This is a genomic window from Pseudomonas sp. GP01-A4 (assembly GCF_058780865.1).
In genome coordinates, this window is the sequence record NZ_JBYSWF010000080.1 from 15,229 (window position 1) to 27,412 (window position 12,184).

Below are 12,184 nucleotides of genomic sequence, written 5' to 3' on the forward strand. Positions count from 1 at the left end.
GTAATCCATGTCGCTACGGGTAGCAGAAAAATAGCGCTCAGGCGCAACTTTGGGGCAAACTCCTCGTTTTTCCGTATTGGCCAAGGCATGCCCATGACTCCCGCGTCGTCTGTCGATGAGAAAAGCTTCCGTAAATTGCTGGGCCGCAACGTGGCACTGCCGTTGGGCGTTGGCGTGCTCAGCGCGGTGTTTTTCGTCGTTCTGATCACCTACCTGTTGTCGGTGATCCAGTGGGTCGAACACACCGACCGGGTAATCAACAATCTCAACGAAACCTCGAAACTGACCGTGGACCTGGAAACCGGCATGCGCGGCTTCCTGATTACCGGTGACGAGCATTTCCTCGACCCGTACGAAGTGGCCAAGCCGCGGATCATTTCCGACTTGCGCAACTTGCAGGCACTGGTGGCGGACAATCCGGAGCAGGTGGACCGGCTCAAGCGTCTGGAGTCGTTGCAACAGGCGTGGAACACCTACGCCCAGTCGATGATTGACATGCAGCGGCAAAACGGCGATTACCGCACCGCCGTGAAAGCCGGGCGTGGCAAGAGCCTGACGGACGAGATCCGCAAGGAGTACGACCGGGCGGTGGCGATGGAGCAACAGTTCCGCATCACCCGCAATGAAGACGTTACCCGCACCACGATCATCAGCGTCACCTTGTACCTGGTGTTTGTGCTCGGCCTGAGTGGCTTCCTGGCGTATGTCGGCCGAAAGAATCTTCTAGAACTTTCAAATAGTTACAGCGAAAACCTGATGTCGCAGCAGAGGATCGCCAAGCGCCTCGAGCAGCAAGCCTGGTTGCGCAACGGCCAGACCGAGCTGGCCGAGCAGGTCCTTGGCCAACTGACGCTGAACCTGCTGGGGCGCAACATTTTGCAGTTCTTTGCCCAGTACATGGGCTCGGCGGTGGCGGCGTTGTACGTGCGTGAAGAGCACGGCGGCCTCACACGCGTGGCTACCTATGGCTTCTCCCGCGAGCAGGAGCAGCAGGAACAGTCGATCTACAACGACGAAGGCATCGTCGGCCAATCGGCCCGGCAGGACCGCCTGATTCGCCTGGACGATGTGCCGGTGGATTACTTCAAGGTCAGTTCCGGCCTCGGCGAAGGTGCGACCCGCAGCGTGCTGGTGGTACCGACCAGCGATGATGGCCGGGTCAACGGGGTGATCGAACTGGGTTTCCTGCGTGCACTCGATGACCGTGATGTCGAACTGCTGGAGTTGATTGCCGACAACATCGGCACCTCCATCGAAGCCGCGCGTTATCGCCAGCGCCTGCAAGAAGTGCTGGCCGAAACCCAGCAGCTCAATGAAGAGCTGCAAGTGCAGCAGGAAGAGCTCAAGACGGCCAACGAAGAGCTGGAAGAACAGTCGCGCATCCTCAAGGAGTCCCAGGCCCACCTGGAAACCCAACAGGCGGAGCTGGAACAGACCAACGAACAATTGGCCGAACAGACCCAGACCCTGGCCGAGCAGCGCGATGCCATGGACCAGAAGAACGTCCAGCTCAACCGCGTACAGATCGAGCTGGAAGAGCGCGCCGACGAGTTGCAGCGCTCCAGCAAGTACAAGTCCGAATTCCTCGCCAACATGTCCCACGAGCTGCGCACGCCGCTGAACAGCTCGTTGATCCTGGCCAAGTTGCTGGCGGAGAACCCCCAGGAAAACCTCAGCGCCGAACAGGTCAAGTTCGCCGAGTCGATCTACTCGGCCGGCAACGACTTGCTCAACCTGATCAATGACATCCTCGATATCTCCAAGGTCGAAGCCGGCAAGCTGGAAATGCGCCCGGAGAACACCAGCGTTGCGCGCCTGGTGGATGGGCTGCGCGGCATGTTCGAGCCGCTGGCGGCCGACCGCAAGCTCGGGTTCCAGGTGGAGGTGCAGGAAGGCTCGCCACACATGCTGTTCACCGACCGCCAGCGCCTGGAGCAGATTCTGAAGAACCTGCTGTCCAACGCCATCAAGTTCACCGAGAAAGGTGAGGTCAGCCTGTCGGTATCCCGGGCACCGGGGGAGGGCATCGCCTTTACCGTACGCGACTCGGGGATTGGCATCGCCCCGGACCAGCAGGAAAGCATCTTCGAGGCGTTCCGCCAGGCCGATGGCACCACCAACCGTCGTTACGGCGGCACCGGCCTGGGCCTGTCGATTTCCCGGGACCTGGCGAACCTGCTGGGCGGCTATATCAGCGTCACCAGCGAACCTGGCCAGGGCAGTATCTTTACCCTGGTGGTGCCCGAGCACTATGTAGAGCGTGACGAAGACACCCCGGCGCTGGAACAGCCGCGCGCGGTAGTCCCTGTGCCTGCACCGGCGCCGATCAAGGTGTCGCCGATGCCGATCGCCCACGAAGCGCAGATACCGCGCTTTATCGATGACCGCGACAAGGCTCCGTTCGCCACGCGTTGCATCCTGGTGGTGGAAGATGAGCCCAACTTTGCCCGCATCCTCTTCGACCTCGCCCATGAACTGGGTTACCACTGCCTGGTGGCCCATGGCGCAGACGAAGGCTACGCCCTGGCGGAACAGTACATTCCCGACGCGATCCTGCTGGACATGCGCCTGCCGGACCATTCCGGCCTGACCGTGCTGCAACGTCTCAAGGAACATGCCGGGACCCGCCATATCCCGGTGCACGTGATTTCCGTGGAGGACCGCGTCGAAGCCGCCATGCACATGGGCGCCGTGGGCTATGCAGTCAAGCCGACCACCCGCGAAGAGCTCAAGGATGTGTTCGCCCGCCTGGAAGCCAAGCTGACGCAGAAGGTCAAGCGTGTGCTGCTGGTGGAAGACGATGACCTTCAGCGAGACAGCATTGCCCGCCTGATCGGCGACGATGATATCGAGATCACCGCCGTAGGCTTCGCCCAGGAGGCCCTGGACCTGCTGCGCACCCACATCTACGACTGCATGATCATCGACCTCAAGCTGCCGGACATGCTCGGCAACGAGCTGCTCAAGCGCATGTCCATCGAGGACATCTGCTCGTTCCCGCCGGTGATCGTCTACACCGGGCGCAACCTGACCCGCGATGAAGAGGCCGAACTGCGCAAGTATTCGCGCTCGATCATCATCAAGGGCGCGCGTTCCCCCGAGCGCCTGCTGGACGAGGTGACACTCTTTCTGCACAAAGTCGAATCGCAGTTGTCCCATGAACGCCAGACAATGCTCAGGACTGCCCGCAGCCGCGACAAGGTGTTCGAGGGCCGCAAGATCCTGCTGGTGGATGACGATGTACGCAATATCTTCGCCCTGACCAGTGCTCTGGAGCACAAGGGCGCGATTGTCGTGATCGGCCGTAATGGCCGCGAGGCGATCGAGAAACTCAATGAAGTCGATGACATCGACCTGGTACTGATGGACGTGATGATGCCGGAGATGGACGGGTACGAGGCCACCGCCTTGATCCGCCAGGACCCGCGCTGGCGCAAGCTGCCGATCATCGCGGTGACGGCCAAGGCCATGAAGGACGATCAGGAGCGCTGCCTGGCGGCAGGCTCCAACGATTACCTGGCCAAGCCCATCGACCTGGACCGGTTGTTTTCATTGATTCGCGTGTGGCTACCCAAGATGGAACGGATTTAATTGGAACGAAGCACTGACATCGAACTGCGCTTGTTGATTGAGGCGATTTACCTCAAGTACAGCTACGACTTTCGCGACTACTCCGGCGCTTCGGTCAAGCGCCGCGTGGCCCATGCGTTGCGTCAGTTCGACTGCGCCACCATCTCGGCCTTGCAGGAACGGGTGCTGCATGACCCGACGGCGTTCATGCAGTTGCTGCAGTTCCTGACGATTCCGGTCAGCGAAATGTTTCGCGACCCCTCGCACTTCCTGGCGATTCGCAAGGAAGTGGTGCCGCTGCTCAAGACCTACCCGTCGATCAAGATCTGGATCGCCGGCTGCAGTACCGGGGAGGAGGTGTATTCCATGGCCATCCTGTTGCGTGAGGAAGGCCTGCTGGAACGCACCATCATCTACGCCACCGACATCAACCCCCGGTCCCTGGAAAAAGCCAAGCAGGGGATCTTTTCCCTCGAGAACATCCGCGCCTATACCCACAACTACCAACAGGCCGGTGGCCAGCGTTCGTTTGCCGATTACTACACGGCGGCTTACGATCATGCGATCTTCGACAAGACCCTGCGGGAGAACGTGACGTTTGCCGATCACAGCCTGGCGACCGATAGCGTGTTTTCCGAAACTCAATTAATTTCCTGTCGCAACGTATTGATTTACTTCAATAAAAAGTTGCAGGATCGGGCGTTTGGACTGTTCCATGAGTCGCTGTGTCACCGCGGCTTCCTGGTGCTGGGCAGCAAGGAAACCCTGGATTTTTCCGCCTACAGCAAACAGTTCGAACCCCTGGTCAAGCAAGAACGGATCTACCGAAAATTATGAATGAAGCTACTGCCAGCCCGGTATCCGGGATCGAGGCCATTGTGATCGGCGCTTCCGCAGGCGGTGTCGAGGCATTGCTGAGCATTTTTGGCGAGCTGCCGGCGAGCTTCGGCCTGCCGATCATTACCGTGCTGCATTTGCCCGACGAGCGCCGCAGCCAGTTGGCGGAAGTGTTTGACCGTCGCGTATCGATGAAGGTGGTGGAAGCGCGGGACAAGGAAGTGATCCAGCCCGGTACCCTGTATTTTGCCGGCCCCGGTTATCACCTGTCGGTGGAGCACGACCGCAGCCTGTCACTGAGCCAGGAGGACCGCGTGCACCATTCCCGCCCGGCAATCGACTACCTGTTTGATTCAGCCGCCGATGTCTACGGCAAGGGCTTGCTGGCGATTTTGCTGACGGGGGCCAACCAGGACGGCGCCCGGGGCCTGGCCCACGTCAAGCAGAGCGGCGGTACCACGGTGGTGCAGGACCCTTTGGAGGCGCGCGTCGCCGTGATGCCCCGGGCCGCCCTGGCGCTGCATGAACCTGACCATATCCTCACCTTGAGCCGCATCGGCACCTTGCTGGCTTCCCTGGAATCCTCCCCATGTTAAGTACTGTCCAGGCCAAACTGCTGATCGTCGACGATCTGCCGGAAAACCTGCTGGCCCTTGAAGCGCTGATCAAGCGCGAGGACCGCCAGGTCTATAAGGCATTGAGCGCCGACGAGGCCTTGTCGCTGCTCCTGGAGCACGAGTTCGCCATGGCCATTCTCGACGTGCAGATGCCGGGCATGAACGGCTTCGAGCTGGCCGAGCTGATGCGCGGCACCGAAAAGACCAAGAACATTCCCATCGTGTTTGTCAGCGCTGCCGGCCGTGAGCTCAACTATGCGTTCAAGGGCTACGAAAGCGGCGCCGTGGATTTCCTGCACAAGCCGCTGGATATCCACGCGGTCAAGAGCAAGGTCAACGTATTCGTTGACCTGTACCGCCAGAGCAAGGCGATGAAGCAGCAGGTTGAAGCCCTGGAGCAAAGCCGGCGCGAGCAGGAAACCTTGCTCACGCGCTTGCAGGCCACCCAGGCCGAACTGGAGCAGGCCGTGCGCATGCGCGATGACTTCATGTCGATCGTCGCCCACGAAGTGCGCACGCCCCTCAACGGGCTGATCCTGGAAACCCAGCTGCGCAAGATGCACCTTGCCCGGGACAACGCCGCGGCGTTTACCCTGGACAAGATGCACGCCATGGTCGACCGCGATGAGCGGCAGATCCAGAGCCTGATTCGCCTGATCGAAGACATGCTCGACGTGTCGCGCATTCGCACGGGCAAGCTGTCGATCCGCCCCGGTCGCTTTGACCTCACGCAACTGGTGCACAACCTGCTGGAAAATTTTGCGCCGCAGGTGGCGGCGGCGGAGTCTTCGGTGGCCTGGGTCCAGGAAGGGCCGGTGGTAGGCAACTGGGATGAATTCCGTATCGAACAGGTGGTGTCCAACCTGTTGACCAACGCCTTGCGCTACGGGGCCAAGAGCCCGGTGGAAGTGCGGGTGTACGCCGAGCATGGCGAAGCACGGGTAGAAGTGCGTGACCACGGGATCGGCATCAGCGAAGACAACCAGAAGCGTATTTTCCAACAGTTCGAGCGCGTGTCGGCCAACCATGCCGTGGCGGGTCTGGGCCTGGGGTTGTTTATCTCCGAGCAGATTATCGCGGCCCACGGCGGGACCATTGAAGTGGAAAGCCGGATAGGCGAGGGCGCGTTGTTCCGCGTCTGCCTGCCCCTGGAGGCCGGGGCATGAAATCAATCGCAAATCCGACGCAACCTCTGCGTGACCCCATGGTCGTATCAGCAGCAATTGACCGGACAAAGGCTTCCCATGAGTGAAGATGCACAAGATGTTGTACTGATCGTCGAAGATGACGAATCGATTATGTTTGTGTTGGGCGAGTACCTGGCGGGCCTGGGGTATCGGGTGTTGAAGGCGATTGACGGTGAGCAGGCGTTTGAAATCCTGGCCACCAAGCCGCACCTGGACCTGATGGTGACCGACTACCGCCTGCCTGGCGGCATTTCCGGGGTGCAGATCGCCGAGCCTGCGATCAAGCTGCGACCGGAATTGAAAGTGATCTTCATCAGCGGTTACCCGCAGGAGATTCTCGACTGCAACAGCCCGATCACGCGCAATGCGCCGATCCTGGCCAAACCGTTTGACCTGGATACGTTGCAGGAACATATCCAGCGGCTGTTGGCTTAACGTCTTGAGAAGAGGGAGCACACTCCCTCTTCAAGCCTTGATCATCTCCCTCACCTTTGCCGTCAACAGATCAAAGGTGAACGGCTTGGTGATCATCTGCATGCCCGGGTCCAGAAAACCACCCCGTACAGCCGCATGCTCTGCATAGCCGGTAATAAACAACACCTTCAACTCGGGCCGCACCTGCCGGCCGATCTCCGCTAGTTGCCGGCCGTTCATGCCGGGCAGGCCAACGTCGCTGATCAGCAGGTCAATGCGCTGGCTGGACTCGATGATCGGCATGGCACTGTCGGCATCACCGGCTTCGACGAAGGCATAGCCCAGTTCACTCAGCACGGCGCTGACCAGCACCCGCACGGCCGGGTCGTCCTCGACGATCAGCACGGTCTCGCCGGCATTGGCGAACGGCAGCAATGCCGGGTTGAGAGGTTCATCTGCAATGACCTCGCCGACATACCTCGGCAGGAACAGGCTGACAGTGGTGCCTTGGCCCACCACACTGTGGATCGACACATGCCCGTGGGATTGGCGCGCAAACCCGTAGATCATCGACAACCCCAGCCCGGTGCCCTGGCCGATGGGTTTGGTGGTGAAGAACGGGTCAAATGCACGGCTGATCACGCTCTCGGGCATGCCGCAGCCGGTGTCGCTGACGCTCAGTTCCACATAGTCGCCAGGGGTGAGGGTGCCGTAGGCTGCGGTAAACACACTGTCCAAGTGGCGGTTGGTGGTTTCCACCACCAGTTTGCCGCCGTTGGGCATCGCATCCCGGGCATTGATGGCGAGGTTGAGCAGGGCGCTTTCCAGCTGGTTGGGGTCGGCTTCGGCGGTCCAGAGTTGCTCGGTCAGGCGGATATCCAGGGCAATGCTTTCATTCAGGCTGCGTTGCAGCAGCTCACCCATCGAACTCACCAATTGATTGATCTGTACCGGTTTTGAATCCAGCGACTGGCGACGGGAAAACGCCAGCAAGCGGTGGGTCAGGGCGGCCGCGCGGTTGGCTGAAGTGACACCCAGGTCGATCAGGCTGTCGAGGTCTTCGGTGCGGCCCCGAGCCACGCGCCTGCGCAGCAGTTCCAGGCTGCCGATGATGCCGGTCAGCATGTTGTTGAAGTCATGGGCGATGCCGCCGGTCAATTGGCCGACGGCTTCCATTTTCTGTGACTGGCGCAACGCTTCTTCGTTATTGCGCAGCTGCGCCGTGCGTTCTTCCACCTGTTGCTCAAGGGTTTCCAGGGTGCTTTGCAGGCGCTGCTCGCTCTGGCTCAGGTCGATCAGCCGGTCGCGGGCCTCGTATTGCCGACGACGTCCGCGCAGCGCCGTGGTCACGAGGCTGATCAGGGTGATCGGGTGGAACGGGCGCTCCAGGAACGTCACGTTGCCCAGCAAGGTGCTCAGGTGCGACGAGCCATTCTGTTCGCTGCCGCCGTGGTGCGTCATCAGCACAATCGGCAGGTCTGACCACGCCGGTTGTTGATGCAGGTGCGTGAGCAGCGGTTCCAGGTCGATACCGCGCAGGGCTTCGGCAGCAATGACCAGCAAGCCGGCACCGTGCTCCAGCTCCTCGCAGAGCATCTGCAAATGGCTGGCGATGATGCCGTTGAAACCAGCCTCATTGAGCATCATCAACGCCAGGGAGCTGTCGCGACCCAGGGGCGCCAGAATGATCGCCCGTTCGAAAATGGCCGGCAGGCCACTCATGAACTTTCATCCTTGAGCAGCGGGTTGTCGGTGCCCATGTAGGTCGGTACGCCGCGCAATACACCCTGGAACGCATCAAGCGGTTCGCCGATGGTCATGCCACGACTGCCGATGCGGTATTCGCGAATGGTCGATTCGTGGCTGCCGGTGCGTTTCTTGATGATCGAAATCGCACGCCGCACCTTGCCCAGCGCTTCGAAGTAACGCAGCAGGATCACGGTGTCGGCCAGATAGGTAATGTCCACCGGTGCCTGCATGTCCCCCACCAGCCCGTGCTGGGCGACGGTCATGAAGGTCGCAGCGCCACGGCGGTTGAGGTACAGCAGCAGTTCGTGCATGTGCAGGATCAACGCGTTCTCTTCCGGCATCGCGGCCTGATAGCCATTGACGCTGTCGATCACCACGGTCTTGATCCCGCGTTCGTCCACACAGCGGCGCACCCGATGGGAGAACTCGCCGGGGGACAACTCGGCGGCGTCTACCTGTTCGATCAGCAGGTTGCCGGTGGCTTGCAGGGCCTCCAGGTCGATGCCCATGTTCTTCATGCGCTCGAACAGCAGGCCCAGCTCTTCGTCAAAAATGAACAGCGCGGCTTTTTCGCCCCGGGAGACGGCCGCCGCGGCAAAGATCATCGAGATCAGCGATTTGCCGGTACCGGCCGGGCCCAGGATCAAGGTGCTGGAACCGGTCTCGATCCCGCCGCCCAACAGGGCGTCCATCTCGCGGATGCCGCTGGTGAGGGTCTGGCGGTTGTAGCCGCCACGGTGCTCGGCTGCCACCAGGCGCGGGAACACATGTACGCCGTCTTCCATGATGGTGAAGTCGTGAAAACCGCCGCGGTATTTCTGGCCACGGTACTTCACGATCCGCACGCGGCGGCGCTCGGCACCGTAGTTGGGGGTCAGTTCTTCCAGGCGAATCACGCCGTGGGCCACGCTGTGTACGGTCTTGTCGAGGGACTCGGTGGTCAGGTCGTCCAGCAGCAGCACGGTGGCGTCGTAACGCACGAAGTAGTGCTTGATCGCCAGGATCTGCCGGCGATAGCGCAGGGAGCTTTGCGCCAGCAGGCGGATTTCCGAAAGGCTGTCGATCACGACGCGGGTAGGCTTGACCCGTTCCACCACTTCGAAAATCTGCCGGGTGGCTTCGCCCAGCTCAAGGTCCGAGGAATACAGGAGGCTTTGCTGGTGCTCGGCGTTGAGCAGGCTTTCGGGGGGAGTCAGTTCAAAGATGTGAATGTGTTCGTCCAGGTCCCAACCATGGGACTTGGCACCCTGGCGCAACTCGCGCTCGGTTTCCGACAGGGTGATGTACAGCGATCGTTCGCCGTTTTTTGCGCCGGCCTGGAGGAAATGCAGGGCCACGGTGGTTTTACCGGTGCCGGGTTCACCTTCCAGCAGGAACAAATGGCTACGGGAAAGCCCTCCGGCAAGAATGTCGTCCAGACCTTCAATACCGGTGGCCGCCTTTGCTGTGAACAGCTCTTTGGATGTAGACAAGAAGTGCCCTCGGGTCACAAATAAGTAGTCGGCAGCGCCGTCTGGGGCGCGCCATATTTACTTGACCTTGGCGCCGTGTGGCGGTTCAACGTTTTGTATCAAATACCGCTTTTACAGGCCCTGTTGCAGCGCCGGGTCGTCCGGATTCTGCTGTTCAAGCTGTGCCAGCAGCACCTGCACATTCTGCAACTGGCCGGTTTCCTTCCAGTAATTGACCAGCAGCACCCTGGCTTTGCGATTGGCCGGGTTGCGCTGGATGATTTCTTCCAGCTGGCGCTGGGCGGCCTCCAGCTCCTGCTGGGCGTGCAGGGTGGTGGCCAGGTCGTAGCGGTAATCCTGGTTGTTCGGTTCGAGCTCCACCGCCCGGGACAGGCTGAGCAGGGCAAAGGCGCGCTCGCCATGGTGCAGCAGCCACATGCCCAGGGCATGTTGCAGGTAAGCCGAATCGGGGTGGGCCTGCAACTGTTTGGCCAGGAGTTGGCGGGACTCGTCGACCTTGCCCTGTTTGTCCAGCAGTTCAATTTGCGCGACCACGGCTTGCAGGTTGTCCGGTTGCAGGCGCATCGCCTGCTCCAGGGCGTTTTGTGCGTCGGGCAACAGCGCGCTGTGAATGTACAGGCGTGCCAGCTGGATCCAGCCTTCGGGGCTTTCGGGTTGGCCCTTGAGCAGCTTTACGTATTCGTCGAGCACTTGCTGCAACGGGCCGAAGTACAGGCCCAGGGTATCCGGGGACAGCCCGAGCAAGGCATTGGCCGCGGCAAACCTGACGCTTTGCTCCGGGTCATCCAGCAGTGGCCCGAGCAACAGCGTGCGCTGGCCGCTGGGCACCAGGCCGACAATGCTGTGAATCGCCGCCTCGCGCACCATTGGCGCGTCGTTGGCCAGGTCCTTGTCCGCCAGCTTGAGGGCCTGGGGGCTGGGGTAGTTGGGCAGTTCGGCATGCAGGGCGGCGCGGCGCACATCGGAGAGGTCCGGGCGGCTCAACTGTTGATACAGCACCCGGGCAGCGCCGGGTTCACCGTTGTGCGCCTGTTTCAAGGCCTTGGCGTAACCATGGGCGATGGCCGGGGGCACCACCACCGGCGTGGTGCGGGTGAAATACCAGGTGATCAGCACAATAAACAACAGGGCGCACAGGCCGACGATGGAGTAACGGCGTGACTTTGACATGCAGGCGTCCGAAAGCTGGGCAGCTAGTGCAAGGCCATCAGCTTCGGTCAGGTTATCGCGAGTGTCAAACCCGCATCACGTCAGCACGAACTCAATCGGCTCAAGGGCCGGCGGCAGCGTGGTTTCGCCGAGGGCGGCGAGAATCTCGCGCTCCAGGGTGCGCACGATGGCGTTGCAGGGCAGGTCGTTTTCGTCGAAGCCGAACGGGTCTTCGAGGTCGTCGCCGATTTCGTCCAGGCCGAAGAAGGTGTAGCTGACGATGGCGGTGAACACTGGGGTCAGCCAGCCCAGCGGCTCGGCCATGGCGAAGGGCAGCAGGATACAGAACAGGTAGATGGTGCGGTGCAGCAGCAAGGTGTAGGGGAAGGGCAGCGGGGTGTGTTTGATCCGCTCGCAGGAGGCCTGGACCTGGCTCAGGCCGTACAGCCGGGTTTCCAGTTGGGTGTAGCGCCAGTCGCTGATGTGGCCCTGTTCGGCGAGGTTCGAGCAGCGGGCGCCGAGGTCTTGCAGGATGCTGTCGGGGAGGTTCGGGTGGCCGGGTTCTGGGTTGGCCCACGGTTTGATCGCCTGGCTTTCGTCTTCCAGGCGCAGGCGGGCGATCAGGCCATGGGCGAAACCGCACAGGCTGCGCAGGACGTGTTTGCGTTCGGCAGGGTTGAGGACCTGGGTTTCGCGGATCAGTGAGCGGATCTCGATGATCATCTGGCCCAGTTGTTTGCGGCCTTCCCACCAGCGGTCGTAGCAGGCGTTGTTGCGAAAGCTCATGAAGATGGACAGTGACAGCCCCAGCAGTGTGAAGGGTGTGGCGTTGACCTTGGAAAAGTAGGCCGGGTGCAGGGTTTCTACCAGCACGATGACTGAGGCCAGGAGGGTGACCAGCAGGCTGCGCAGCGCAATGCGTTTGGCGATCGAGCCCTTGAGGGAGAACAGGATGCCGAGCAGGTTGGGTTTGGGACGGACGATCATGGGCGGGCTTCTTGGGTGGCGCAGGCTGTCAGGTTAGAAGCATGTTTGCGTTGCGTCCAATTGCTTGGGCTGACTGGGTGATTGGTGGGGTCTATCGGGATTGAGTACATATCCGTTTTTTCGGTGACCAGAGCGAAAGCAGATCTGCTTTTCTGTGGGAGCGGGCTTGCTCGCGAAAAACCTGAGAGCGCCGCGTTCATCC

10 protein-coding genes are annotated in these 12,184 nt (G+C 61.0%); 5 read left to right on the forward strand and 5 right to left on the reverse strand.

The window, feature by feature from the left end; genetic code table 11:
* Positions 1 to 93 precede the first annotated feature (93 nt).
* From AC3WKX_RS30050 to AC3WKX_RS30070, 5 genes are all read left to right on the forward strand, one after another.
* Positions 94 to 3,591: a response regulator gene (locus AC3WKX_RS30050; protein ID WP_008431024.1), complete on the forward strand. Its 3,498-nt coding sequence runs from the start codon at positions 94 to 96 to the stop codon at positions 3,589 to 3,591.
* Positions 3,592 to 4,407: a CheR family methyltransferase gene (locus tag AC3WKX_RS30055; protein WP_003217583.1), complete on the forward strand. Its 816-nt coding sequence runs from the start codon at positions 3,592 to 3,594 to the stop codon at positions 4,405 to 4,407. It abuts the gene before it with no gap.
* Complete coding sequence (locus AC3WKX_RS30060) at positions 4,404 to 5,003, forward strand: chemotaxis protein CheB (protein ID WP_008431027.1); 600 nt, start codon at positions 4,404 to 4,406, stop codon at positions 5,001 to 5,003. Before AC3WKX_RS30055 ends, AC3WKX_RS30060 begins: the two co-directional genes overlap by 4 nt.
* Entirely contained in the window at positions 4,997 to 6,190 is a 1,194-nt protein-coding gene (locus AC3WKX_RS30065) for a hybrid sensor histidine kinase/response regulator (RefSeq protein WP_102604357.1), read from the forward strand. Before AC3WKX_RS30060 ends, AC3WKX_RS30065 begins: the two co-directional genes overlap by 7 nt.
* 78 nt (positions 6,191 to 6,268) lie before the next feature.
* Positions 6,269 to 6,646: a response regulator gene (locus AC3WKX_RS30070; RefSeq protein WP_003217591.1), complete on the forward strand. Its 378-nt coding sequence runs from the start codon at positions 6,269 to 6,271 to the stop codon at positions 6,644 to 6,646.
* A gap of 30 nt (positions 6,647 to 6,676) precedes the next feature.
* On the opposite strand, the gene AC3WKX_RS30075 is transcribed toward AC3WKX_RS30070, so the two are convergent.
* The 5 genes from AC3WKX_RS30075 to AC3WKX_RS30095 all read right to left on the reverse strand — a co-directional run.
* Positions 6,677 to 8,347 carry an ATP-binding protein gene (locus tag AC3WKX_RS30075; RefSeq protein WP_008431031.1) on the reverse strand — a complete coding sequence of 557 codons (1,671 nt, stop codon included), beginning with the start codon at positions 8,345 to 8,347 and terminating at the stop codon, positions 6,677 to 6,679.
* Positions 8,344 to 9,846 (reverse strand): ATPase domain-containing protein, encoded by a 1,503-nt coding sequence (locus tag AC3WKX_RS30080; protein ID WP_102369051.1) that lies wholly within the window; start codon positions 9,844 to 9,846, stop codon positions 8,344 to 8,346. Before AC3WKX_RS30080 ends, AC3WKX_RS30075 begins: the two co-directional genes overlap by 4 nt.
* Positions 9,847 to 9,957: 111 nt before the next feature.
* Positions 9,958 to 11,016 carry a tetratricopeptide repeat protein gene (locus AC3WKX_RS30085; protein ID WP_003217597.1) on the reverse strand — a complete coding sequence of 353 codons (1,059 nt, stop codon included), beginning with the start codon at positions 11,014 to 11,016 and terminating at the stop codon, positions 9,958 to 9,960.
* 75 nt (positions 11,017 to 11,091) lie between these two features.
* Entirely contained in the window at positions 11,092 to 11,982 is an 891-nt protein-coding gene (locus tag AC3WKX_RS30090) for a bestrophin family protein (protein ID WP_087693011.1), read from the reverse strand.
* A partial coding sequence (locus AC3WKX_RS30095) for a hypothetical protein (RefSeq protein ID WP_492561496.1) occupies positions 11,979 to 12,184 on the reverse strand: 206 nt, incomplete at its 5' end. The genes AC3WKX_RS30090 and AC3WKX_RS30095, both read right to left, overlap by 4 nt.

Coding starts and splice junctions, on each gene's coding strand:
- AC3WKX_RS30060 (WP_008431027.1), top strand. CDS start 4,404: ATGAATGAAGCTACTGCCAGCCCGGTATCCGGGATCGAGGCCATTGTG.
- AC3WKX_RS30075 (WP_008431031.1), bottom strand. CDS start 8,347: ATGAGTGGCCTGCCGGCCATTTTCGAACGGGCGATCATTCTGGCGCCC.
- AC3WKX_RS30070 (WP_003217591.1), top strand. CDS start 6,269: ATGAGTGAAGATGCACAAGATGTTGTACTGATCGTCGAAGATGACGAA.
- AC3WKX_RS30085 (WP_003217597.1), bottom strand. CDS start 11,016: ATGTCAAAGTCACGCCGTTACTCCATCGTCGGCCTGTGCGCCCTGTTG.
- AC3WKX_RS30065 (WP_102604357.1), top strand. CDS start 4,997: ATGTTAAGTACTGTCCAGGCCAAACTGCTGATCGTCGACGATCTGCCG.
- AC3WKX_RS30050 (WP_008431024.1), top strand. CDS start 94: ATGACTCCCGCGTCGTCTGTCGATGAGAAAAGCTTCCGTAAATTGCTG.
- AC3WKX_RS30090 (WP_087693011.1), bottom strand. CDS start 11,982: ATGATCGTCCGTCCCAAACCCAACCTGCTCGGCATCCTGTTCTCCCTC.